The organism is Acidovorax soli (genome assembly GCF_014207955.1).
GTDB lineage: Bacteria > Pseudomonadota > Gammaproteobacteria > Burkholderiales > Burkholderiaceae_C > Acidovorax > Acidovorax soli_A.
Genome location: NZ_JACHLK010000006.1, coordinates 1 through 25,123, shown reverse-complemented (window position 1 = coordinate 25,123; position 25,123 = coordinate 1). Strand labels below are relative to the sequence as shown.

Sequence of the window (25,123 nt, the reverse complement as noted above, 5' to 3'; positions counted from 1 at the left end):
GTAAGCCACCCCCTCCTCGGCGCAGGTTCAGGGCACGTGTTTTTTGATAGCGCCAAAGTGCCGCAGTGTGCGCTTTCTGGCGATTTCAGGGGGTTGCGCACGCAGCAAATGGGTCGCTTGCTGGCGCCCTCTTGCTTAACAGAGACATTTGCAGGGTTAATGGCAGTGGGCTGGAGTGCTGGTGATAAGGTAAAGGCATGAACACACCGAACCCAACCCCCACGCCCTCGCCCTCCGATCTTGACCCGGAAAAGATGCGCAGCGACCTGGCAAACCTGTTCCGCAAGGCCGCGCCGCCGCAGGACAAGTCCGCTGCTGACAAGCCTGCAGGCAAGTAAGGAAGCACCATCCGCGCGACGCCGCCGGCCCGCATGCGGGTGGGCGGCGTTTTTCTTGGCGGCTTGCCATGCGGGGCTGGCGATAACGGCAACCCCACTGCAAAGCGGTGACCATTGGTTTTCCATATCGGTGATGAACGGGCACCGGTGATACAGTGGCGTGGCACCTGTCTGACCTGCGGCCAGATCCCGTTTGCGACCCCGATTCGCTGCCTGCCCGCATGGGGTGGATGGATGGGGTTCTGGCGGATGCGGCTGCCTGCAAGAAAGCCCGACCATGGCCACCGTTTCCGATCTCCAGCGCATCGTGTATTCCGGCAACCCGCAGGCCGACGCCCTGCTGGACAATCCCTCGCCCTGGAATTTCTTTCCCGATGGCCGCAAGGTGTTGTACTACACCTTCGATGCCAGCCCCGGCAGCGTGGCAGCCACCGATGCGGGGCGCGCGATCACCGCATTCAATGCGGCGCAGCAGCAGGCCACGCGGCAGATACTGCAGCATGCGGCGGCGGTCACGGGCATCACCTTCACCGAGGTGGGCAGCTCCGCCCAGGCGGACCTGCATTTCGTCGCCACGAATATTCCGGGGGCGTCGACGGCCGGGCTGGCCTCCACCTTCTACAACTACAGCTACAACGGCAGCCAGACACTGACCCAGCTCAATGCGGAGTCGGTGGTCTACCTGGACAACGTGGAGCATGCCGGCATCAACAACCAGCCGACGGCAGGCGGTGCCGGGTACGAGGTGCTGCTGCACGAGGTGGGCCATGCCCTGGGGCTGGCGCATCCGTTTGATTCTTCGCGGCCGCTGCCTGCGGCGCAGGACAACACCAACAACACGGTGATGTCGTACACCCGTGCCGGTCCGTACAAGACCACCTTCCAGGCCTACGACCTGCTGGCCCTGGACTGGATCTATGGGCGGGACGGTCTGGGCGGTACCTGGGGCATGAACTCCACCAACGGCCCGACGCTGAATTTCTCCAGCCAGCCCAGTGGCACGGCGGGCCCCGATGTCTTCACCAGCACGCAGGCCAACGAGACCTTCAATGGCGCCGCAGGGGTGGACACCCTGGTGGCACAGGGAGCACGGGGCGGCTACTCGCTGACGCGCAAGGACGGGGGCTGGCAACTGGTCGATGGGACGGCGGGGCGGGATGGTACCGACACCTTGCTGCAGATCGAGCGTGTGCGCTTTTCCGATCGCTCCGTGGCGTTGGACCTCGATGGCGCGGCGGGAACGACGGCACGCCTCCTGGGGGCGCTGGTGGGCCCGGCGGGACTGGCCAGCCGAGAACTCGTGGGGGTGGTGCTGGGCGTGGTGGATTCGGGGGTGTCGCAAGTGCAATTGGCGCAGCTGGGCTTGAACGCGGTGCTGGGCGCTTCGGCAACGCCGGAGCAGGTGGTGGCGTTGTTGTTCGGCAATGTGGTGGGGGCTTCCGCGGACGCTGCCACCGTGCAATCGCTGGCCGGCCTGATCCGGTCGGGCGCCTATACCAATGCGTCCTTCACGGTGGCTGTGGCCAACCTGGACATCAATGCCTCCCACATCGATCTGGTGGGGCTGAGCGCGCGGGGCCTTGACTACGTCTGACCTGGCTGGGCCCCGGGCGCCCTGAGGCCGGCTTTCTCCACCTGTGCCGGCCCCAAGCTGGGTCGCATCTTCTGCTGCCTGTGACTCGGATCACTCCGGCAATACGGGTGGCTGGGTTGTAGGTGAAAAAATTCATATAGGAACTGGTAGACTCCGCTTCCTATATGAATTCTCTATTGCGCATTCCGCTCAACGCCACACCCGAGCAGGTGGAGCGGCTGCGTGCATTGCAGGTGGGGTTTGCCAAGGTGTGCAATGCCATTGCGCCCGTGGTGCAACAGACCAGGACATGGAATCGCGTGGCGCTGCACCACCTGACCTACCGTCCGCTGCGCGAGCAGTTCCCGGAAATGGGTTCGCAGATGGTGTGCAACGCCATCTATTCGGTATCGCGCACGGGGCGCCTGATCTTTCAGCACCCAGGCAGTCCCTTCCACCTTTCGCGGCTGGGCGACAAGCCGCTGCCCTTGCTGCAGTTCGCCGACAGCTGCCCGGTGTACTTTGACCGCCACACCCTGAGCGTCAAGGGTGGTCAGCTGTCCATGTTCACGCTGGACGGGCGCATGCGCTTCGAATTGGCACTGCGCCCGGAAGACGAAGCGAGCTTTCACGAAAAGAAGCTGCGCGAGATCGTGCTGTCGCGCCAACCCGGTGGCGGGTATGCGCTGTCCTTCCTGTTGGACGGTGGGCCGGAGGGCGAGAAAGGCCAGCCGGACATGTCCCTGCCTAACGGCGAAATTCCCGAATACATCATGGTTCACGAGACAGTATGAAACCGAACGTTCCTCCCTCTGAATTGCGCGACGCGATTGCCTCCCTGCGTCCCTACTTCGTGCGCGCTGGCTGGTTCAGCGTGTTCTCCAGCCTCCTGATCCTGGCACCTTCGGGCTACATGCTGGAGGTGTACGACCGGGTGGTGAACACGCGCAACCACACCACGCTGGTGATGCTGACCCTGCTCATCCTGGGGGCATATGTGGTGATGGAGGTGCTGGAATGGGCGCGCAGCGAGGTCATGCGATCCGCCAGCGTGGAGCTGGACCGGCGCCTGAGCGGCCGCATCTTCGGTGCCATCTTCGACGCCAACCTCAAGCGCATTCCGGGCGGCTCGCAGCAGCCGCTCAACGACTTCCGCACCGTGCGGGATTTCCTGTATTCGCCGGCGCTGCTGGCCGCCATGGAGACCCCTATCGCCTTGGTGATGATGGTGTTGCTGTTCATGATCAGCCCCTGGCTGGGTTGGGCCGCACTGGTGTTCGGCGTGATCCAGGTGGCGGTGGCCTGGTTCAATGAGCGGGCCACCAAGCCCTTGCTGATGAAGGCCAATGGCAGTGCCATTGCCGCCCAGCAGTATGCCGACGGGGCCCTGCGCAATGCCGAGGTGATCGAGTCCATGGGCATGCTGCGCGACACCCACCGGCTGTGGCAGCGCAAGCAGCGGGATTTTCTGCGGTTCCAGGCGCTCGCGTCCGAACGTGCCGGAGGGTTCCAGGCACTCGCAAAGCTGGTGCAGAACATCCTGGGCTCCCTGCTGCTCGGGCTGGCCTGCTGGCTGCTGCTGCGCAACCAGCTCAACGGCGGCGGCGGCATGATGATCGTGGCGTCCATTCTGGGCGGGCGGATGCTGGCTCCACTGGTGCAGGTGGTGACGCAATGGCAATCCGTGGTCAATGTGCGGGATGCGTGGATGCGGCTGGACCAGCTGTTGATGTCCTTGCCGGCCCAGGCGCCTGGCATGGCCTTGCCCGAGCCGCGCGGGGCCTTGCTGGTGGAGCAGCTCTTCGCCTCGGCCCCGGGCAACCCGAACCAGATCCTGCGCGGCGTGGCCTTTGCGCTCGCGCCTGGCGAGGCGCTGGCGGTGGTGGGGCCTTCCGCTTCCGGCAAGACCACGCTGGCCCGCATGCTGGTGGGGCTGTGGCCTGCCGCGGGCGGCAAGGTGCGGCTCGATGGTGCCGATGTGCACACATGGAGCAAGTCCGAGCTGGGCCCGTACGTAGGCTACCTGCCCCAGGGGGTGGAACTGTTCGAGGGCACGCTGGCCGAGAACATTGCCCGCTTCGGCGAGGTGGACATGGCCAAGGTGGAAGCCGCGGCACGCATGGTGGGCCTGCACGATTTCATCCTCTCGCTGCCCCACGGCTACGACAACCCGGTAGGGGCCGATGGAGCGCGCCTGTCTGGCGGCCAGCGCCAGCGGGTGGGTCTGGCGCGTGCGCTGTATGGCAACCCGGTGTTCGTGGTGCTCGATGAGCCCAACTCCAGCCTCGATGAACAGGGCGATGCGGCCCTGGCCCAGGCCATCCTGGCGGCCAAGGCGCGCGGGACGACCTTCGTGATCATGACGCACCGCACCAGCGTGCTGGCGGTGGTCGACAAGTTGCTGGTGCTGCGCGATGGGCTGCAACAGATTTTCGGGCCCCGCGACGAGGTGATTGCCGCGTTGAACAAGGCCAACCAGCAGGCCCAGCAGGCTGCGTCGGGACAGATCGTCCCTGCTGCCACCGCCGTTGCCGCCTCCTGATACCGATACGGATTCAATTTTCATGAAGAAAACTGGCTTTTTCCACCGCAGCGAGCTCACCGAGGCCCTGTGGGCCTTCCGCCGGGAGTTCATCGTGGTCGGCATCTTCAGCATGGTGGCCAACGTGCTCATGCTGGCACCGACCATGTACATGCTGCAGATCTTCGACCGCGTGATGATGAGCCGCAGCGACCTGACGCTGATCGCCATGTCGCTGATCACCCTGTTCTTTTTCGTGGTGATGGCGTTCTCCGAATGGATGCGCTCCCGCGTGCTGGTGCAGGCCGGCCTGCGCCTGGACGGGGTGCTCGGTGCCCGGGTCTTCAATGCGAGCTTCGAAGCCCGGTTGACGCAGTCGGGCGCTTCGGTGGCGCGGGCATTCGGCGACCTGATCCAGATCCGCCAGTTCGTCACGGGCAATGGAACCTTGGCATTTTTCGACCTGCCCTGGGCGCCCATCTACCTGGCCGTGCTGTTCTTCCTGCACCCTGTGCTGGGCTACGCCGCCCTGGTGTTTGCGGTGCTTCAAGGTGCGCTGGCATGGTTTGGCCACCGCCACACGGTCGCTCCGGCGGAGGAAGCGTCCAAGGCCGCCTCGGAATCCGGCGCCTACCTGCAAAGCAAGCTGCGCAATGCCGAGGTGCTGGAATCCATGGGCATGGTGCACAACCTGCGCCCCCATTGGCAGGCCCGCCATGACAAGGCGTTGGAAATGAATGGCCGGGCGCAGGCGCTCATCCACAGGATCACCGCCTGGAGCAAGTTCATCCGCTACAGCCAGCAGTCGCTGGCCCTCGGCCTGGGGGCGCTGCTCGTGATCGACGGCCAGCTGTCGCCGGGGGGCATGATCGCGGCCAACGTGCTGATGGGCAAGGCGCTTGCGCCCATCGACACCCTGGTGGGCACGTGGCGCAGCTTCATCGGTGCCCGCTCTGCCTTCGAGCGGCTGGAGACCCTGCTGCAACTGCATCCGGAGCGCGATCCCTCCCTGTCCCGTGTGGCACCCCAGGGGGCGGTGACGGTCCGTGACCTGGTGGCCTCGGCCCCAGGCCGCGCACAGCCCATTCTCAAGGGGGTGAGCACGGCCGTACCGGCCGGCACGGTGACGGTCGTTCTGGGCCCCTCGGGTTCGGGCAAGTCCACCTTGGCGCGCTGCCTGATGGGCATCTGGCCTGGTGTGTCGGGCGAGGTGCTGCTCGATGGCCTGCCGATCGATGGCTGGGACCGCATGGAGCTGGGCCCCCATCTGGGCTACCTGCCGCAGGACATCGAGCTGTTCGAGGGCTCCATCGCCGAGAACATCGCCCGGTTCGGCGAGGTGGACGCTGAAAAGGTCATCGCTGCTGCGCGCAGCGCCGGCCTGCACGAGATGATCCTGCGCTTTCCCAAGGGCTACGACACGCCCATCGGCGAGGCAGGCAACCTGCTCTCGGGTGGCCAGCGCCAGCGCGTGGGTCTGGCCCGCGCCGTGTATGGAGACCCTGTGCTGGTGGTGCTGGACGAGCCCAACGCCAACCTGGACGACGTGGGCGAAGCGGCCTTGGTGAGCACGGTGCAGCAACTCAAGGCCCGCGGCTGCACGGTGTTTCTGATCACGCACCGCCCCGGCATCCTGGGCGTGGCGGACCGGCTCCTGATCCTGCAGGACGGCATGGTGCAGGCCGACGGCCCGCGCGATGCTGTGCTGAACGCGCTGCGTGCAGCGCAGAGCGCTGCGCAATCGCCGCCATCTCCCCCTCCTGCTGCGGCAGGCGGGTTGCAGCCCATCCCCGCTTGAGCGCGATTTCTTCTGGCGCTCGCTGTTTCATCGAACCCTCTCTCTGTCGGGTACTGACATGGTCAAATCATTGTTTCCTCTGAACCAAAAGCCGGATGCTCCCTTGGAAGTCCGCGATACGGGCGATGGCGCTGCGCGTCCTGGCCGCCTGGGCCTGTGGGCACTTGCCATCGGCTTCGGCGGCTTCCTGCTCTGGGCGTCCCTGGCGCCGCTGGACGAAGGCGTGCCAGCTGGTGGCGTCGTGGCGATCGATACCAAGCGCAAGGCGGTGCAGCACCTGAGCGGAGGCATCGTCAAAGAGGTGCTGGTGCGCGAAGGCGATGCCGTGCAGGAGGGCCAGTCCCTGATCCGCCTGGACTCGGCCGTGGCCAAGGCCAACTACGAATCGGTGCGCCAGCGCTACCTGGGGTTGAGGGCCGTGCAGGGCCGCCTGTTGGCGGAGCAGGGCAACCTCGCCAGCATCAGCTTTCACCCTGATCTGCAGGCTGCCGCATCGGACCCGCTGATCCGCCAGCAGATGGTGAACCAGGAGCAGCTGTTCATGACACGGCGCAGCCTGCTGCGCTCCGACCTGCAATCGATCGAGGAAAGCATCCAGGGCCAGGAAGGCCTGTTGCAGGCGTATGACGGCATGCTCGCCAGCCGCAAGAGCCAGCTGTCCCTGATCAATGAAGAGCTTGGCAACCTGCGTGGGCTGGTCAAGGAGGGCTACGCACCGCGCAACCGCCAGCTGGAGATGGAGCGCATGGCCGCTGACTCCAACACGGCGATTGCCGACCTGCAGGGCAACACCATCCGCGCACGCCGCGCCATTGGCGAACTGCGCCAGCGGATCATGTCGCGCCAGCAGGAATACCGCAAGGAAGTGGAAAGCAACCTGGCCGACGTCAGCCGCGAAGTGCTGTCGGACAACGAGAAACTGCATTCGGTCACCGATGACCTCGCGCGCACGGAAATCAAGGCGCCTGCGGCAGGCCAGGTGGTGGGGCTCGCCGTTCAGACCGTGGGCGGCGTGATCTCCCCGGGCCAGAAGCTCATGGACATCGTGCCCAAGGACGCTGCGCTGCTGCTGGAGGCCCATGTGGCGCCGCACCTGATCGACCGCGTGCATTCCGACCTGCCGGTGGATGTCCGGTTCTCATCCTTTGCCCACTCGCCCCAACTGGTGGTGGATGGCAAGGTCGTCTCCATCTCCGGAGACCTGCTTTCCGACCCCCAGACCAACGCCAGCTACTACCTGGCCCGCGTCCAGGTGACAGCCGATGGCCTGAAGAAGCTGGGCTCGCGCCAACTGCAGCCCGGCATGCCCGTGGAAGTGATCTTCAAGACGGGCGAGCGCTCCATGCTGACCTACCTGCTGCATCCGCTGACCAAGCGGCTGGCCGCATCCATGACCGAGGAGTAAAGCCATGACCTCCCAACGACATGCATCCCTGCCTGCAGGCAGTTCGCGGCGAGGACCCGCGACCCGCCTGGGCTGTCTGGCCGCCGCGGTGGCCGGGCTGCTGGTGGCCGCGCCTGCGTGGTCCGTCGATCTGCGCCAGGCCTATGAGGCCGCCCTGGTCAACGACGCGACCATCCGCTCTTCGCGGGCCGCGGCCGATGCCAGCCGCGAGCAACTGCCGCAGGCCAAGGCACAGCGGCTGCCCAACGTTTCTTTCTCCGCGGGCCGCAACAAGAACGACCTCAACAGCGAAACCCAGAATATTTTGGGCCAGCCGGTTAGCACCGAGAACAAGTACTACAGCGGCAACCAGGCGCTTACCATTCGCCAGCCCTTGTACCGGCCCTTCATTGGCGCGCTGGTCAAGCAGGCCGAAGCGGTGGTGCAGGATGCGGATGCCACGCTGGAGAGCGCAGAACAGAGCCTGGTGGTGCGCGTGGGCGAAGCCTATTTCGAAGCGTTGCTGGCCGAAGAACAGCTGGCGCTCATCGGTGCGCAGAAAAGCACCTACACCACCCAGCTCGATGCAGCCAAGAAGGGCTTCGCGGCTGGCAGCGGCACCCGCACCGACATCGACGAAGCCCAGGCGCGGCTGGACATGACCTATGCGCAGGAGCTGGAGGTCCAGCAGAATGTGGAGTTCACCCGCCGCAAGCTGGAAACCATCACCGGCAAGCCGGTGGGCACCCTGGCGCGGCTGGACCTGGCCCGCTTCAAGCCGGGGGCACCTGCGCCGAGCCTGGTGGAAGACTGGATTGCCCGGGCGGAGCAGGCAAGCCCTGACGTCAAGGCCCTGCGGGCCCGGCTCGAGGCGGCCAACTTCGAGATCGACAAGGCCAAGGCGGGGCACAAGCCCACGCTCGATGCCGTGGCCCAGTGGTCGCGCACCAGCAGCGACAGCGTGACCAGCGTCAATTCGCGCTATGACAACAAGACCATTGGCCTGCAACTGACGGTGCCGCTCTACCAGGGCGGTTACGTCAACTCCACCGTGCGCCAGGCTGTCGCCAGTGCCGAGCGGGCGCGGGAGCTGCTGGAGGCAACGCGCCTGGACCTCAGTGTGCGGGTTCACCGCGAGTTCCGTGGCATGACCGAGGGCGTGTTGCGCATCAGCGCCCTGGAGCAGGCGGTGCGGTCGGCCGAGCAGGCCGTGCTGTCCAACCAGATGTCGTTCAAGGCCGGCGCGCGCACCACGCTGGACGTGCTGAACGCCGAGCAGCAAAAGACCACGGCGCTGCGCGATCTGGCCCAGGCCCGCTACCTGTACGTGGCGTCGCGCCTGCGCCTGCAGTCCCTGGCCGGGGATGAGCGCGCCGCCAGCGTGTCCGAGATCAACGCCTGGCTGGCCCTTTGAGCCGGAAGTCCGCCACGGCCGTGCCCAGCTCCTGCGGATCTCTTGGGAGCCGGGGCGGCGCAAACGGCAACTCCCATGAATGCAAGCGAGATGCATTCGTGTTGTTGCCCATTGGCGCCATTTGTGTGACCAGCCGCACGCAGGGGTACATGAGGTTACTTGCCGATACATGCCCTGCAGTTACGATTGGCGCCTCATGATTTGGTTGTCCGTGGTGGGTTTTCTGGTGGCGGCGATGGCTGCGGGGTTCGTCGTACGCTGGGTGCGGGGACACGCGTCCGCCTACGGAAACGGCATGCCGCAGCGCTTCCACATGGGCGATGTGCCCCGCCTCGGAGGCGCCGCCCTGCTGCTGGGCCTGGCCTGTGCCTGGGGCCTGGGCATCCTGCAGTCCTTTCTGGGCGACCCCGGGTCCCTGCGGTTGGGCTGGTGGGTCGGTAGCTGGCTGCTGGTGCTGCTGCCAGCGGTGCTGGGCGGCATCGCCGAGGACATGACCCAGCGGCTGGCCGTGCGCTACCGACTGGCCTTGACCGGCGCCTCGGGACTCCTGGCCATCTTTCTCCTGGACCTTTCCGTTCCCCGGCTCGGCCTGCCCTGGTTCGACATGCTGCTGTCGGTCTGCCCCTGGCTGGGTCTGGCCATCGTGGTGCTGGCCGTGGCGGGCTTGCCCCACGCCTTCAACATCATCGATGGCTACAACGGCCTGGCCGGCATGGTTGCCATCATCGTCTGCCTCGCACTGGCGCACGTGGCATTGCAGGTGGGTGACCGCTCACTTGCGGCTTTGTTGGTCACCACGGCGGCGGCCACGGGCGGGTTTCTGGTCTGGAACTACCCGCGGGGCATGCTCTTTGCGGGGGATGGCGGGGCCTATGTGTGGGGCGTCGTCATTGCCCTGGCCAGCATCTCCCTGGTACAGCGCAATGCCGATGTCTCTCCCTGGTTTCCCATGCTGCTCCTGATCTACCCGGTCTGGGAGACCGTGTTCTCGATCTACCGCAAGGCCGTGCGCGGCGTCTCGCCCGGCGTGGCCGATGCCCTGCATTTCCACCAACTGATCTACCGGCGCATCGTGCGCGGCGTGTTCCACGACGACGAGTCGCGCCGCGTGCTCATGCGCAACAACCGCACCTCGCCCTACCTCTGGGGCTTCACCCTGCTCACCGTGGTGCCGGCCATCCTGTTCTGGAACAACACCCTGGTGCTGATGGGCTTTTGCTGGCTGTTCGTCATCAGCTACGTGGTGGCCTACCTGGCCATTGTGCGGTTCAAGGTGCCTGACTGGCTGCGCAGGTAAGCACCCCCTGAGGCGCTTCGCGCCTCGGTGTGTCCGCCAGAGGCGGCCACTCTTCGGGCACGTCCAAGCCTGCGCAGGCAGGCTTGGAGCCGCGGCCCTCAGCCCCTCTCTCGACTCGCTGCGCGATTCGGGAGGGGGACGCTCCCAGCGCGGCGGGGCGGCCCTTGCGCGGGAGCACTGGTAGGGCCCGTGCCAGTTTCTTGGGCTGCGCGCGGCAATGCATGCAAGACCGACCCGCGAATGCGGCACAATTTGCGCATCTTTGTTTTCTGTGACGGCACGCCCCCATGACCGATCTTCTCTCGATTGCGCCCCGCGACAAGGCTGAAATCCTGGCCCAGGCGCTGCCTTACATCCGCAAGTTCCATGGCAAGACCATGGTCATCAAGTACGGCGGCAACGCCATGACCGACCCGGCACTGCAGGCCGACTTTGCCGAAGACGTGGTGCTGCTCAAGCTCGTGGGCATGAACCCTGTGGTGGTGCACGGTGGCGGGCCGCAGATCGAGACCGCCCTGAACCGCCTGGGCAAGAAGGGCGAGTTCGTGCAGGGCATGCGCGTGACCGATGCCGAAACCATGGAAGTGGTGGAGTGGGTGCTCGCCGGCGAGGTGCAGCAGGACATCGTGGGCCTGATCAACCAGGCCGGCGGCAAGGCCGTGGGCCTTACGGGGCGCGATGGCGGCATGATCCGTGCGCAAAAGCTCAAGCTGGTGGACTCCAAGGACCCGAGCATCGAGCACGATGTCGGCCAAGTGGGCGACATCCTGTCCATCGACCCGAGCGTGGTCAAGGCGCTGCAGGACGATGCCTTCATCCCTGTGATCAGCCCCATCGGCTTTGGCGAGAACAACGAGAGCTACAACATCAACGCCGACGTGGTGGCCAGCAAGCTGGCCACGGTGCTGCAGGCCGAAAAGCTCATGCTGCTGACCAACACGCCCGGCGTACTGGACAAGCAGGGCCAGTTGCTCACCGACCTCACGGCGCGCGAAATCGACGCCCTGTTTGCCGACGGCACCATCTCCGGCGGCATGCTGCCCAAGATTTCGGGTGCGCTGGACGCCGCCAAGGCCGGCGTGCATGCGGTGCACATCATCGACGGCCGCGTGCCGCATGCCATGCTGCTGGAAATCCTGACCGATCAGGCCTACGGCACCATGATCCGCAGCCATTGAACGTTCGGAGCGCCGCATGAGACTGCTGCTCGTCGAGGACGATGTCATGGTCGCCAGCGGCATCAAGCTCGGCCTGTCCGACGCGGGCTACGCGGTGGACTGGGTCGGCAGCGGCGAGCGCGCCGAAGAGGTGCTGCGCGTGGAATCTTTCGACGCCGCCATCATCGACATCGGCCTGCCGGCCATGGACGGCCTGGAGCTCACGCGCCGGCTGCGCCGCCCCGACATGGCCAGCCCCTCGATGCCGGTGCTGATCCTGACCGCGCGCGATGCCCTGCATGACCGGGTGCAGGGCCTGGACCTGGGGGCCGATGACTACATGGTCAAGCCCTTCGAGCTGCCCGAGCTGCTGGCGCGCCTGCGCGCCCTGCTGCGCCGCTCGCAGGCCGCCACCACGGCGGTGCTCAGCTTCGGTCCGCTGGAGCTGGATACCGCTGGCCGGCGCGCCAGCGTGCGTGCCGATGGCAGCGAGCAGGTGATCGAACTGGGCCCGCGCGAGTGGACGGTGCTCGAATACCTGCTCATCAACGCGCCCAAGCCCGCCAGCAAGGACAAGCTGCTGCAGGCGCTCACCGGCTGGGACAAGGAAATCACCCCCAATGCGGTCGAGGTGTATGTCTCGCGGCTGCGCGGCAAGCTCGAGCCGCACGGCGTGGCCCTGCGCTCGATCCGCGGGTTTGGCTACCGGCTGGAACTCCAGGCCGGTTGACGCGCCAAGCCTCTTTCTCTTGCGGCCCTGACCATGGAACCCCGGAACCCTCCTGCGCGACGGCCCGGACTGCGGGCCATGACCTCCGACCTGCGCAACCGCCTGCTGCTGCTTCTGGTGCTGCCGCTGTGCGTGCTGGCCACCATCGGGGTCTGGCTGGACTACCGCTCGGCCGATGAGGCGGCAGGCCAGCACGACCAGCGCCTGCTGCGCCTGCTGCCAGCCCTGTCCGATTCGGTGCTGGCGCCGGCCATTCGCGACAACGACCCACCCCTGCTGCTGCTGGCCCCGCCGCTGGAGGACTTTCTGCGCCAGAACGCTGGTTTCTCGGGCTACAGCGTGCGCGATCCCTCGGGCAAGCTGCTGCTGGGCGACGACTGGGTGCACAGCGCCGTGCCCACCACCCAGGCGCCTGAATTCCACAGCATGGAATACGGCGGCGTGACCTACCGCGTGGCCGTGCAGCGTGGCCGTACCGGTGCGGGCGAGATGGTCGTGGCCCTGGCCGATGGCTCCGATCCGCGCCAGCAGTGGGCCCAGCAACTGCTGCTGCGCGTGCTGCTGCCCAACCTGGTGCTGGTGGCGGCGGCTGCGCTGGCCATCCACTGGGCGGTGCGCCAGGCCTTCAAGCCGCTGGTGGACCTGGCTGAAGCTGTGGAGCACCGCTCGCCGCGTGATCTGAGCCCGATCGACGAAGCCGCCTCGCCGTCCGAGGTGCGGCCGCTCGTGCACTCGCTCAACCGCCTGTTCGCGCTGGTCAATGCCCAGGCCGAGGGCCAGCGCCGCTTCGTGGCCGATGCGGCGCACCAACTGCGCACCCCGCTGGCCGGCTTGCAGGCCCAGGTCGAGGCCTGGGCCATGATGGCCAAGGCTGCGGCCCCCCAGCGGCAAGGGCCATCCGGGCAGGACAAGAAGGGCCCCGTGTCCACCGACGGGCGCACGCAGGGCGCCATCGTGCTGGGCGTGGACCAGATCGAGAAGCTGCGCAATGCCACGCGCCGCACTTCGCAGTTGGCGCACCAGCTGCTGGCCCTGTCGCGCGCCGACGCGCGCAGCCTTGACGCCCAGCAACCCCAGCGCGTGGACCTCAAGGACCTGTGCGAGACCTTGCTCGAGACCTTTCTCGACCCTGCCACCGGCAAGGGCCTGGACCTGGGGATCGAGGTGCAGCCCGTGCACGTCACGGGCCACGGCTGGCTGCTGCGTGAATTGCTGTCCAACCTGGTGGACAACGCCATCAAGTACACCCCGGCCTCCGGCATCGTCACCATCCGCTGCGGCATGTGCCAGGGCAAGAGCGGGCCACCGCGCGTCTTCCTGCAGGTGGAAGACGATGGCCCTGGCGTGCCCGATGCCGAGCGCACCCGGGTGATGCAGCGCTTTTACCGGGTGCCGGGCACGGTGGGCGAGGGCACGGGCCTGGGTTTGGCGATCGCCGACGAGATTGCACGTGTGCACCGGGCCTCGCTGACCCTGGGCAGCGGGGCGCAGGGCCGGGGCCTGATGGTGACTGTGGTGTTTCCGCTGTAGCAGCGTGCGCTTGCCTGGGCACCCCCGGGGGCTGTGCGAGAATCATTTCCACACATGATTTACGCCCTGCCGCTGGACGGCGGCCTGCCGTTTGCGGCACGCCGGCCATTGGGGCAGGAACCACGGGCCTCCGGGCGCCGAGGCCCCTGCGGGGCCTGCGTGCCTTCACACCATCTTTGCGCATGTCCGATCTTTCACAGCCCACCGAGCCCGCCAGCACTGCCGATGCCGAGGAATCTTCCACAGCACGCAAGCGGCCCAAGCCCGGCGAGCGCCGGGTGCAGATCCTGCAGATGCTGGCCACCATGCTGGAGCAGCCGGGGGCGGAGCGCATCACCACCGCGGCACTGGCGTCCCGCCTGTCGGTCAGCGAGGCGGCGCTTTACCGCCACTTTGCCAGCAAGGCGCAGATGTTCGAAGGCCTGATCGACTTCATAGAACAGTCGGTCTTTGCGCTGGTGCAGCAGATCACCGGGCGCGAGGTGCCCGACCCGGCCCAGCCTGCTGAAGTGGGCCGGCGCCAGGCGGCACGCATCGTCGCCGTGCTGCTGCAGTTCGGCGAGCGCAACCCCGGCATGGTGCGCGTCATGGTGGGCGATGCCCTGGTGTTCGAGCACGAGCGCCTGCAGCAGCGCATGAACCAGTTCTTCGACCGCATCGAGTCCACGCTGCGCCAGTGCCTGCGGCCTGCCAACCCGGACTCCGCTACGCCCACGGTCGATGCCCAGGTCGCCGCCAGCGTGCTGACGGCTTTCGCCCTGGGCCGGCTGCAGCGCTATGCGCGCTCGGGCTTTCGCCGCATGCCCTCCGAGCACCTGGACGCCAGCCTGGCTTTGATGATCTAAGAACCTGCCGTTCGCGATCCCCTGTGGGGTCGCAAACAGGCTCGAAGCCGCTTTCGCACTGCGGGCCGCACCGGTCCGCCAGCCCTTCGCACGCCTGCGCGCCGCGCCGCAGGTCGCTGCCGTGCAACAAAGTTTTGGTACGGTCTCCCTATTTTTGGAGAGGCTTTTGGTGCCGGGGCAAATTTGCTGCAGAATAGTACGAACGTTCGTTTTTATTTGCACGCATGCCTGCCACCTCCGACTCTACCCCGGTCACCCGCATTCCGCGGGCGCGCAGCGGCACGGGCCGCGCCCTGCAAAAAGGCCAGCAGACCAAGGCGGTCATCGTCGAGGCAGCGCTCGGCCTGGCCACGCACATCGGGCTCGAAGGCTTGTCCATCGGTGCCTTGGCCGACGTCACGGGCATGAGCAAGTCGGGCGTGTTCGCCCACTTCGGTTCGCGCGAGGAACTGCAGATCTCCGTGATCCGTGAATACCACACCCGCTTCGAGCAGGAGGTGTTCTATCCCGCCATGGCCGCCCCGCGCGGCGTGGCGCGTCTGAGCGCGCTGTTCGACAACTGGATGAAGCGCACCTCGATCGAGATCGACTCGGGCTGCATCTACATCAGCGGTGCCGTCGAGTTCGACGACCGCAACGGCCCGGTGCGCGATGCGCTGGCCAGCTCGGTGCTCACCTGGCTGGCCGCCATGCGCCGCGCCATCGAGCAGTGCGTGGAGTGCGGTGAGCTGCGCGCCGACACCAATGCCGACCAGATGCTCTTCGAGATCCACGGCCTGATCCTGGCGCTGCACTACGAGGCGCGTTTCCTGCGCACACCCGGTTCCATGGCGCGTTCCGTCACGGGCTTCCAGAACATCCTGGCGCGCTACAGCGCACCAGCCACCCCGGTGGCAACAGCTGCACCCGCTGCTGCACGCCGCAAAATTTCCAACCAAACCACCATCCCCAAGGAGTAACCCCATGCCCAGCTATACGCCGCCCCTGCGCGACATGCAATTCGTCATGCACGAAGTGCTCAAGGTCAGCGACGAATTCAAGGCCCTGCCGGCGCATGCCGAAGTGGATGTGGACACCATCAACGCCGTGATCGAAGAGGCCGGCAAGTTCGCGGCCGAAGTCACCTTCCCGCTGAACATCAGCGGCGACACCGAAGGCTGCGTGCTGGACAAGGCGACCCACGAAGTGAAGCCCCCCAAGGGCTTCAAGGAAGCCTACGCCAAGTACGTCGAAGGCGGCTGGGCAGCGCTCTCCTGCGATCCCGCCTATGGCGGCCAGGGCCTGCCTTTCGTGCTCAACCAGTGCCTGTACGAGATGATGAACTCGGCCAACCAGGCCTGGACCATGTACCCCGGCCTGTCGCACGGCGCCTACGAAGCCCTGCACGCGCATGGCACCGAAGAGCAGAAGTCCCTGTACCTGCCCAAGCTGACCAGCGGCGAGTGGACCGGCACCATGTGCCTGACCGAACCCCATTGCGGCACCGACCTGGGCCTGCTGCGCACCAAGGCCGAGCCCCAGGGCGACGGCACCTACAAGATCACCGGCAACAAGATCTTCATCTCGGCCGGCGAGCACGACATGGCCGCCAACATCGTCCACCTGGTGCTGGCCCGCCTGCCCGATGCGCCCAAGGGCAGCAAGGGCATCAGCCTGTTCGTCGTGCCCAAATTCAACATCAAGGCCGACGGCTCCCTGGGCGAGCGCAACCCGATCTACTGCACGGGCCTGGAGCACAAGATGGGCATCCACGGCAACGCCACCGCGCAGATCGCCATCGACGGCGCCGTCGGCACCCTGGTGGGCCAGCCGCACAAGGGCCTGGCCGCCATGTTCGTGATGATGAACGCCGCCCGCCTGGGCGTGGGCAACCAGTCGCTGGGCCTGACCGAAGTGGCCTACCAGAACGCCCTGGCCTATGCCAAGGACCGCATCCAGATGCGCAGCCTGTCGGGCACCAAGGCCAAGGACAAGGAAGCCGACCCCATCATCGTGCACCCCGACGTGCGCAAGATGCTGCTCACGGCCAAGGCCTATGCCGAAGGTGGCCGCGCGCTGCAGATCTTCTGCACGCTGCTGCTGGACAAGGCCCATGGCCACGCCGATGAAAAGGTGCGCAAGGATTCCGAGGAACTCGTCGCCCTGCTGACGCCCATCGTCAAGGCCTTCATCACCGACAACGGCCACATCGCCACCAATGCGTGCATGCAGGTCTTCGGCGGCCACGGCTTCATCAAGGAATGGGGCATGGAGCAGTACGTGCGCGACAACCGCATCAACATGATCTACGAAGGCACGAACACCGTGCAGTCGCTGGACCTGCTGGGCCGCAAGATCCTGGGCAACAACGGCGCCACGCTCAAGAAGTTCGGCAAGCTGGTGGCCAAGCTGATCGAGGAAGAAGGCGTGAACGAGAAGATGGCCGAGTTCATCAACCCGGTCGCCTACCTGGCCGACCAGATGACCAAGTTCACCACCGAGATCGGCTTCAAGGGCCTGCAGAACCCCGACGAAGTGGGCGCCGCTGCCGTGGACTACCTGCGCGTGGCCGGCCACCTGGTGTTTGGCTACCTGTTCGCCCGCATGGCCCAGGTGGCCCTGCGCGAAATCGCGGCCGGCAACACCGACCCGTTCTACCAGGCCAAGCTGCAGACGGCGCGCTTTTACTTCGCCAAGCTCTTCCCCGAGACCGCGACGCTGATGCGCACGGCCCGTGCCGGCAGCAAGGTGCTGATGGACACCGACCTGGCCCTGGCCTGATCGGCGCCCCGCCAGCGGATCCCGTCCTCTCAGTCACGGAGCAACACCACCATGGTCAAAGCAGCAAGCACCGCAGCCGTTCTCCTGTTCGCCGCCGCCGCGGCGCCGGCCTGGGCGCAGATGACGCCCGAGGGCCTGTGGCGCAACATCGACGACAAGACCGGCGAGGCCAAGGCCGAGATCCGTATCCGCGACGCCGGCGGTGGTGTCCTGACCGGCGTGCTCGAAAAGCGCCTGTCCAAGGATGCCAAGCCCGACGAGGTCTGCGACGAGTGCAGCGATGACCGCAAGGGCAAGCCGCTGGTGGGCCTGGAGCTGATCCGCGGTGCCAAGAAGGCCGAAGGCAAGGACGTGTGGGAGGGCGGCAAGATTCTCGATCCCGAGAACGGCCGCAACTACACCCTGCGCATGACGCCCATCGAGGGCGGCAAGAAGCTCGAGGTGCGCGGCTCCATCGGCCCCTTCGGCCGCACGCAGACCTGGGTGCGGGTGCAGTAAGAGACCAAGACAACCGCATGCACCACGGGCACGCCGGGTGCAGGCAACAACGAGGGCAGGGCGCCGCCGTCGCCCTCATGGAGAAAACACCGATGTCAAGATTCCAAGTGAAGAAAGTCGCCGTGCTCGGCGCGGGCGTGATGGGCGCGCAGATCGCTGCGCACCTGGTCAACGTCAAGGTGCCCGTGGTGCTGTTCGACCTGCCGGCCAAGGAAGGCCCGAAGAACGGCATCGTCACCAAGGCCGTCGAAGGCCTCAAAAAGCTCAAGCCCTCGCCGCTGGGCGTGGCGGACGACGCCGCCCTGATCGGCCAGGCCAACTACGAAGAGCACCTGGAACAGCTGCGCGACTGCGACCTCATCATCGAGGCCATCGCCGAGCGCATGGACTGGAAGCTCGACCTGTACAAGAAGATCGCGCCCTTCGTCGCACCGCATGCCATCGTGGCATCGAACACCTCGGGCCTGTCGATCACCAAGCTGTCCGAGGCGCTGCCCGAGAGCATCAAGCCGCGCTTCTGCGGCATCCACTTCTTCAACCCGCCGCGCTACATGGTGCTGGTGGAGCTGATCAACACGCCCACCACATCGCCCGAGGTGCTCGACCAGCTCGAAGCCTTTGTCACCAGCGGCCTGGGCAAGGGCGTGGTGCGCGCGCACGACACGCCCAACTTCGTCGCCAACCGCGTGGGCATCGCCGGCATGCTGGCGACCATGAAGGAAGTCGAGAACTTCGGCCTCTCCTTCGACGTGGTGGACGACCTCACGGGCAAGAAACTCGGCCGCGCATCGAGCGGCACCTTCCGCACCGCCGACGTGGTGGGCCTCGATACCATGGCCCACGTCATCAAGACGCTGCAGGACAACCTCGACGAGAACAGCGACCCGTTCTACGCCAGCTTCGGTACGCCCGCCGTGCTCAAGAAGCTGCTGGAGCTGGGTAACCTGGGCCAGAAGGCCAAGGCCGGCTTCTACAAGAAGGTCGGCCGCGACGTGCTGCGCTTCGATCTGGAAAGCGAAGAGTACGTGCCCGGTGGCCAGAAGGCCGACGAGGTGTACGGCCGCATGCTCAAGAAGCCCGCCGCCGAGCGCCTGCGCCTGCTGCGCAACTCCGAAGGCGCGCAAGGCCGCTTCCTCTGGGCCATCCTGCGCAACAGCTTCCACTACGCCGCCGTGCACCTGGCCACCATCGCCGACAACGCACGCGACGTGGACCAGGCCATGCGCTGGGGCTTCGGCATGAAGCAAGGCCCCTTCGAGCTGTGGCAGGAAGCCGGCTGGCTCGACGTGGCGAAGATGATCCAGGAAGACATCGATGCCGGCAAGGCGCTCTCCAAGGCGCCGCTGCCTGAATGGGTGTTCAAGGGCCCCGTGGCCGAGGCCGGCGGTGTGCACACCGCGCAGGGCTCGTGGAGCGCATCGGCACAGAAATTCATCGCCCGCCGTGCACTGCCGGTGTACGAGCGCCAGCACTTCCCCGAGAAGCTGCTGGGCGAGACCTCGCTGCCCGAATTCACCACCGCCGGCACCACGCTGCACGAGGATGACGCGATCCGCGTGTGGACGCTGGAGGGCGCGGACCGTGCTCCCGGCACCGGCGTCGTGATCGCCAGCATCAAGACCAAGATGCACGCCATCAGCCCCGATGTGGCCGAAGGCCTCACCTTGGCCGTGGACCTGGCCGAGAAGGACTACGAAGGCATGGTGATCTGGTCGGGCGACGAACCCTTCAGCGCCGGTGCCGACCTGCAGGCCATGCTGCCCGCCTTCATGGTGGCCGGCGTGAGCGCCATCGAAGGCGCCGAGGCCGAGCTGCAGAACACCATGCTGCGCATCCGCTATGCCAACGTGCCCGTGGTCGCTGCCGTGCGCGGCCTGGCCCTGGGTGGTGGCTGCGAGCTGGCCGTGCATTCGGCGCGCCGCGTGGTGCACATGGAAAGCTACATCGGCCTGGTGGAAGTCGGCGTGGGCCTGGTGCCCGGTGCCGGCGGCCTGACCTATATTGCCCGCCGCGCGGCCGAGAACGCCGCCACCTCCACGGGCAAGGACATCCTGCCCTTCCTGACCGAAGGCTTCACCGCAGCCGCGATGGCCAAGGTGGGTACCAGCGCCATCGAATCGCGCAAGCTCGGCTATGTGCTGGAGAGCGACGTGATCGTGCCGCACAAGGACGAGCTGCTCTACGTGGCCATCAACGAAGCCAAGTCCCTGGCCAAGGGTGGCTGGCGCGCTCCTGCCAAGCGTTTGTTCCCGGTGGCAGGCCGCAGCGGCATTGCCACCATCAAGGGCTCGCTGGTCAACATGCGCGACGGCGGCTTCATCAGCCAGCACGACTTCCACATCGCCGGCCTGATCGCCGAAGTGGTGTGCGGCGGCGACGTGGATGCCGGCACCCTGGTGAGCGAGGAGTACCTGATGACGCTAGAGCGCAAGGCGTTCTGTGCCCTCATCGAGCACCCCAAGACGCAGGAGCGCATCTTGGGCATGCTGTCCACCGGCAAGCCCGTGCGCAACTGACCAAGCCCTTGCTGTTGTGTCCACCATGAGCGAAACCACCCGCCCGCCGAACAAGCTGCAGCGCTCGCTGATGCGGCTGGATGAAGCGCCAGCCTTTGTGCGCGGCCTGGTGCAGAACATCGTCCTGCGCCGCGCCGTGCCCTTCACGGGCACCGCCAGGGTGCGGTTCGTGTCGCTCACGCCCGGCCGCGTGGAAGTGCATCTGGCCAACGAGCGCCGCGTGCAGAACCACATCGGCGGCGTGCACGCCTCGGCCATGAACCTGCTGGCCGAGACGGCCACCGGCATGGTCGTGGGCATGAACGTGCGCGACGACTGCCTTCCGCTGGCCAAGGAGTTCAGCATGGCCTTTCGCAAGCGCGCCACGGGCGGCCTCAAGGCCGTGGCCGTGCTCAGCGCCGAGCAGCAGGTCGCCATGCAGGCCAGCGACAAGGGCGAGGTCCAGGTCACGGTGACCGTGACCGATGAGGCCGGCGCCGAGCCGGTCGAATGTGCATTTACGTGGGCCTGGGTTCCCTCCAGCCGCCCCGCCAAGAATTGAAGGAGTTCACCACCATGGCCAAACAAGTCCAGGAAGCCTACATCGTTGCCGCCACACGCACGCCCATCGGGCGCTCGCACCGCGGCTACTTCCGCAACACCCGGCCCGACGACCTGCTGGCGACCACGCTCAAGGCCGCGCTGGCCGCAGCGCCCGGCCTCGATCCCAAGGCCATCGAGGACATCATCTGCGGCTGCGCCATCCCCGAAGCCCAGCAGGGCCTGAACGTGGCACGCATCGGCGCCGTGCTGGCCGGCCTGCCCACCAGCGTGGGCGGCATCACCGTCAACCGCTTCTGTGCTTCGGGCCTGTCGGCCGTGCAGATGGCGGCCGACCGCATCCGCGTCGGCGAGGCCGACGTGATGATCGCCGCCGGTGTGGAAAGCATGAGCATGGTGCCCATGATGGGCAATTCGCCCTCGCTGTCGCCCTCGATCTTCGAGCGCGAAGGCGACGTGGGCATCGCCTACGGCATGGGCCTCACGGCCGAGAAGGTGGCGCAGCAGTGGAAGGTCAGCCGCGAGGCGCAGGACCAGTTCGCGCTGCAGTCGCACCAGAAGGCCCTGGCTGCCCAGCAGGCCGGCTACTTTGCCGACGAGATCACGCCCATCGAAGTGACCGACCGCACGGCCGACCTGGAAACCGGCGAGTCGATTGCCAAGAGCCGCACCGTGAACCTGGACGAGGGCGCGCGCCCCGATACCTCGCTCGAAGGCCTGGCCAAGCTGAAAACGGTGTTCGCCGCGCGCGGCTCCGTCACGGCCGGCAACAGCTCGCAGACCAGCGACGGCGCAGGCGCGCTGATCCTGGCCAGCGAGTCTGCCGTCAAGCGCTTCGGCCTGACGCCGCTGGCGCGCTTCGTGAGCTATGCCTCCAAGGGCGTGCCGCCGCACATCATGGGCATCGGCCCCATCGAAGCCATTCCTGCGGCCCTGCGCTATGCAGGCCTGAACCAGCAGGACATCGACTGGTTCGAGCTGAACGAAGCGTTTGCCGCGCAGTCGCTGGCCGTGATGAACACGCTGGGCATGGACCCCGCCAAGGTCAACCCGATGGGCGGTGCGATTGCGCTGGGGCATCCGCTGGGGGCCACGGGTGCGATCCGCTCGGCCACGGTGGTGCATGCGCTCAAGCGCAACAAGCTCAAGTACGGCATGGTCACGATGTGCGTAGGCATGGGCCAGGGAGCCGCCGGCATCTTCGAATCGGTTTGATGTGGGTTGGCTACCGAGCGGCCTTCATGCGTCGTTGGGCGGTGCTCGCAATCCTCACGTACCGCAAGTACGTTCCGGTTGCTGCGCTCCGTCCGCCTAGCCTGAAGACCGCTCGCTACGCCCTTGAGGGCGGAGTGTGAAGGCAGGATTGTTTGAAGTGTTTTCCATCAAGCCGGCGGAGATCGGCTTTTACAGGAGACGAACATGGATAGGCAGACTTTGCAGGTAGATGGCGTTCAACTGGCGCTGCGCGTGTACGAATCCGAAGGTGCCCCTCGCGCCAGCGTCGTCATCGGCGGGGCCATGGGGGTGCGACAGGCGTTCTATGAGCCTTTCGCGCGCTGGCTGGCGCAGCAGGGGTTTCGGGTCACGACGTTTGACTACCGCGGCCATGGGGATTCGCTGCAGGGGCCCATGCGGGCCGTGAAGGCGGATCTGTTCGATTGGGCGCAGGACTACGAGGCCGTGATCACGGGCGCCAAGGCCGCACTGCCGGCGCAGCCGCTGTACCTGCTGGGGCACAGCCTGGGGGCTCAACTGCCGGGGCTGTTGCGCAACCCGGCGCAGGTCGACGGGCTCCTGAGCGTGGCGGCCGGCAGCGGGTACTGGCGTGACAACGCGCCCAAGCTCAAGCGCATGGTGCCGTATTTCTGGTGGGTGCTGGTGCCGCTGGCCACGCGGCTGTGCGGGTACTTTCCGGGGCGTGCACTCAAGAAGGTGGGCGACCTGCCGGCCGGTGTGATCCTGCAGTGGCGCCGCTGGTGTCTCTCGCCCACCTACAGCGTGGGCGCCGAGGGGGCGGCGGCCGCGCAAAGCTATGGCGCGGTGCGCTTTCCGGTGCTGGCGCTGTCGATGAGCGACGACGAGCTCATGACCCTGCGCGGCACGCACAACCTGGTCAATCTGTACACCAACACCGAGCGCCGGGTGGAGCGCATCACGCCGGCCGATGTGCAGGCGCGCCGCATCGGGCATTTCGGCTTTTTCCGTGACCAGTTCCAGCAAAGCCTGTGGCCGCGTGCGGTGGAGGCATTGGCTGGGCTGGGCCGTGGACCCGGTGCAGCGACAGTCTCCGGCACGACGGTCTGAGTCGGCATTTGGCGGCACACTCGCAGCCCTATGAGCACGTCCCCCTCCCCTTCCTCCTCCCATCCTCTGGACGAGGCCCTGCAACTGGCCGCCGTGGCCGGCGCACCGGGCCAGTACCAGGGGCAGACCCATCCCGGCTACTGGAACATGGTGGGGCCGTTCGGCGGTGTCACGGCCGCCAGCTTGCTGCAAGCCATCCTGCTGCACCCGGACCGGCTGGGTGACCCGCTGTCGCTCACCGTCAACTACGCAGGGGCTCTGGTGGAGGGCGCCTTCACCATCCAGGCCGTGCCCGTGCGCACCAACCGCTCCACGCAGCACTGGACGCTGTCCATCCTGCAGGCCGATGCCGAGGGCGCGCCCGTGGTGACCACCACCGGCACCGCGGTGACTGCCGTGCGCCGCGAGACCTGGAGCGTGGGCGACATGCCCATGCCCGAAGTCACGCCGGCTGCCGCGCTGGAGCCGATTGCGCGGCAGGGCGTGGAGTGGATCAACCGCTATGAGATGCGCCCGTTGAAGGGCCCCATCCCCAACACCTGGGATGGCACGGGCGACCACAGCACCACGCAGCTGTGGATGCGCGACGCGCCGCCCCGGCCGCTGGATTTTCTGGCGCTTACCGCGCTGGCCGATGTGTTCTATCCCCGCGTCTGGCTGCGCCGTGCGCGCCGCGTGCCGGCCGGCACGGTGTCCATCACCGTGTACTTCCATGCCCGTGCCGAGCAACTTGCGGCCACCGGCACTGGCCACCTGCTGGGCCAGGCGCGCGGCCAGGAGTTCCGCAACGGCTTCTTTGACCAGACCGCCCAGCTGTGGAACGAGGCCGGCGCCATGCTGGCCACCAGCCACCAGATCGTCTATTACAAGGAATGACGGACTGACTGCATGCAGCCGTTGGTTGGGTATCCTCCAACGCCTTGCTGTTCGACGTTGACCGTCCATCGTCGCCATCACCGAACCTGAGATCTTGAACAAGCCATGACCGAAGCCACTACCACCACCCAAGACATCCTGGTCCACACCGAAGCCGGTGTCACCACCATCACCTTCAACCGGGTGGACAAGAAGAACTCCATCACGACCACCATGTACGCGGCCATGGCCGATGCGCTGGCCGCCGCCGCAGCGGACACTGCCGTGCGCGTGGTGGTGTTCCAGGGCGACGTGGCGATCTTCAGCGCCGGCAATGACATCGGCGACTTTTTGCAGCAACCGCCCGCCACGCAGGATTCACCCGTGTTCCGTTTCCTGCACGGCATTGCGGCCTTCCCCAAACCCATCATCGCGTCGGTCTGCGGCCCGGCCGTGGGCATCGGCACCACCCTGCTGTTCCACTGCGATCTGGTCTATGCTGGCGACAACGCGGCCTTCTCCATGCCCTTCGTGAACCTGGGCCTGTGCCCCGAAGCGGCGTCGAGCCTGCTGGTGCCCCAGATGATGGGCTACCACCGCGCGGCCGAAGCCCTGCTGCTGGGTGAGCCCTTCATGGCCGAAGCGGCGCTGGAAGTGGGCCTGGTGAACCGCGTGGTGCCACCGACCGAGTGCAATGGCGTGGCGCAGGCGCAGGCCAAGAAGCTGGCGGCCAAGCCCTTGTCGGCCCTGATCGAGACCAAGCGGTTGATGAAGAAGGGGCAGACGCAGCCGGTGCTGGAGCGCATGGGTGAGGAGGGCGCGAGCTTTGGGCGCATGCTGCGCGAGCCGGCTGCGCGCGAGGCGTTTTCTGCGTTCATGGAGAAGCGCAAGCCGGATTTCAGCAAGGTTTGATTTCTTGGGCCTGCTGTGCGGTCGCCGGTGTGATGGTGACCGTATGCCTTGTTGGAGGGCGGGAGCCGGGATGTGCGCCCGGCGGCGCAGTAACTTTCTCTTGGGCCGCCAAGAGAAAGTCACCAAAGAGAAGGCGGCCCCGCTGTCTGCG

At 66.5% G+C, this 25,123-nt stretch carries 21 protein-coding genes; all 21 read left to right on the top strand.

Annotated features, from left to right (window positions below):
* Positions 1-197: 197 nt before the first annotated feature.
* The 21 genes from HNP48_RS15910 to HNP48_RS15810 all read left to right on the top strand — a co-directional run bounded on the left by HNP48_RS15910 (position 198) and on the right by HNP48_RS15810 (position 24,972).
* A complete protein-coding gene (locus HNP48_RS15910; RefSeq protein WP_184858677.1) occupies positions 198-338 on the top strand; it encodes a hypothetical protein in 141 nt (46 codons plus the stop codon).
* A 277-nt stretch (positions 339-615) separates the two neighbouring features.
* Positions 616-1,932 (top strand): M12 family metallo-peptidase, encoded by a 1,317-nt coding sequence (locus tag HNP48_RS15905; RefSeq protein ID WP_184858675.1) that lies wholly within the window; start codon positions 616-618, stop codon positions 1,930-1,932.
* 164 nt (positions 1,933-2,096) lie between these two features.
* Positions 2,097-2,705 carry a hypothetical protein gene (locus tag HNP48_RS15900; RefSeq protein WP_184858673.1) on the top strand — a complete coding sequence of 203 codons (609 nt, stop codon included), beginning with the start codon at positions 2,097-2,099 and terminating at the stop codon, positions 2,703-2,705.
* Positions 2,702-4,453: a type I secretion system permease/ATPase gene (locus HNP48_RS15895; protein ID WP_184858671.1), complete on the top strand. Its 1,752-nt coding sequence runs from the start codon at positions 2,702-2,704 to the stop codon at positions 4,451-4,453. The genes HNP48_RS15900 and HNP48_RS15895 overlap by 4 nt, the downstream gene beginning before the upstream one ends.
* Positions 4,454-4,475: 22 nt before the next feature.
* Positions 4,476-6,230 carry a type I secretion system permease/ATPase gene (locus tag HNP48_RS15890; RefSeq protein ID WP_184858668.1) on the top strand — a complete coding sequence of 585 codons (1,755 nt, stop codon included), beginning with the start codon at positions 4,476-4,478 and terminating at the stop codon, positions 6,228-6,230.
* A gap of 58 nt (positions 6,231-6,288) precedes the next feature.
* Positions 6,289-7,635, top strand: coding sequence for an HlyD family type I secretion periplasmic adaptor subunit (locus tag HNP48_RS15885; RefSeq protein ID WP_184858666.1), 1,347 nt, complete (start codon positions 6,289-6,291; stop codon positions 7,633-7,635).
* A 4-nt stretch (positions 7,636-7,639) separates the two neighbouring features.
* A complete protein-coding gene (locus HNP48_RS15880) occupies positions 7,640-9,028 on the top strand; it encodes a TolC family outer membrane protein (protein WP_184858664.1) in 1,389 nt (462 codons plus the stop codon).
* Between the two features lie 196 nt (positions 9,029-9,224).
* Positions 9,225-10,325, top strand: coding sequence for a glycosyltransferase (locus tag HNP48_RS15875; RefSeq protein ID WP_184858662.1), 1,101 nt, complete (start codon positions 9,225-9,227; stop codon positions 10,323-10,325).
* A 287-nt stretch (positions 10,326-10,612) separates the two neighbouring features.
* Positions 10,613-11,503, top strand: a complete 891-nt coding sequence (gene argB / locus HNP48_RS15870; RefSeq protein WP_184858660.1) for an acetylglutamate kinase — start codon at positions 10,613-10,615, stop codon at positions 11,501-11,503.
* Positions 11,504-11,519: 16 nt separating this feature from the next.
* The gene (locus HNP48_RS15865) at positions 11,520-12,212 is read left to right on the top strand and encodes a response regulator transcription factor (protein ID WP_184858658.1); all 693 of its coding nucleotides are present in this window, start codon (positions 11,520-11,522) and stop codon (positions 12,210-12,212) included.
* Positions 12,213-12,290: 78 nt separating this feature from the next.
* Positions 12,291-13,742: a sensor histidine kinase gene (locus HNP48_RS15860; RefSeq protein ID WP_184858656.1), complete on the top strand. Its 1,452-nt coding sequence runs from the start codon at positions 12,291-12,293 to the stop codon at positions 13,740-13,742.
* A gap of 182 nt (positions 13,743-13,924) precedes the next feature.
* A complete protein-coding gene (gene slmA, locus HNP48_RS15855) occupies positions 13,925-14,587 on the top strand; it encodes a nucleoid occlusion factor SlmA (protein WP_184858654.1) in 663 nt (220 codons plus the stop codon).
* Positions 14,588-14,811: 224 nt separating this feature from the next.
* Complete coding sequence (locus HNP48_RS15850) at positions 14,812-15,546, top strand: TetR/AcrR family transcriptional regulator (protein ID WP_184858651.1); 735 nt, start codon at positions 14,812-14,814, stop codon at positions 15,544-15,546.
* A gap of 4 nt (positions 15,547-15,550) precedes the next feature.
* Positions 15,551-17,347: an acyl-CoA dehydrogenase C-terminal domain-containing protein gene (locus HNP48_RS15845; protein ID WP_184858649.1), complete on the top strand. Its 1,797-nt coding sequence runs from the start codon at positions 15,551-15,553 to the stop codon at positions 17,345-17,347.
* A 51-nt stretch (positions 17,348-17,398) separates the two neighbouring features.
* On the top strand, positions 17,399-17,845 hold the full coding sequence (locus HNP48_RS15840) for a DUF2147 domain-containing protein (RefSeq protein WP_184858647.1): 447 nt from the start codon (positions 17,399-17,401) through the stop codon (positions 17,843-17,845).
* A 92-nt stretch (positions 17,846-17,937) separates the two neighbouring features.
* Positions 17,938-20,361: a 3-hydroxyacyl-CoA dehydrogenase/enoyl-CoA hydratase family protein gene (locus HNP48_RS15835; RefSeq protein ID WP_184858645.1), complete on the top strand. Its 2,424-nt coding sequence runs from the start codon at positions 17,938-17,940 to the stop codon at positions 20,359-20,361.
* A 25-nt stretch (positions 20,362-20,386) separates the two neighbouring features.
* Positions 20,387-20,902 carry a DUF4442 domain-containing protein gene (locus tag HNP48_RS15830; protein ID WP_184858643.1) on the top strand — a complete coding sequence of 172 codons (516 nt, stop codon included), beginning with the start codon at positions 20,387-20,389 and terminating at the stop codon, positions 20,900-20,902.
* Between the two features lie 14 nt (positions 20,903-20,916).
* Positions 20,917-22,116, top strand: a complete 1,200-nt coding sequence (locus HNP48_RS15825) for an acetyl-CoA C-acyltransferase (protein WP_184858641.1) — start codon at positions 20,917-20,919, stop codon at positions 22,114-22,116.
* A 204-nt stretch (positions 22,117-22,320) separates the two neighbouring features.
* Complete coding sequence (locus HNP48_RS15820; RefSeq protein WP_184858639.1) at positions 22,321-23,205, top strand: alpha/beta fold hydrolase; 885 nt, start codon at positions 22,321-22,323, stop codon at positions 23,203-23,205.
* 30 nt (positions 23,206-23,235) lie between these two features.
* Positions 23,236-24,081: an acyl-CoA thioesterase II gene (locus HNP48_RS15815; RefSeq protein WP_184858637.1), complete on the top strand. Its 846-nt coding sequence runs from the start codon at positions 23,236-23,238 to the stop codon at positions 24,079-24,081.
* Between the two features lie 105 nt (positions 24,082-24,186).
* Positions 24,187-24,972 (top strand): enoyl-CoA hydratase, encoded by a 786-nt coding sequence (locus HNP48_RS15810; protein WP_184858635.1) that lies wholly within the window; start codon positions 24,187-24,189, stop codon positions 24,970-24,972.
* Positions 24,973-25,123: the final 151 nt, after the last annotated feature.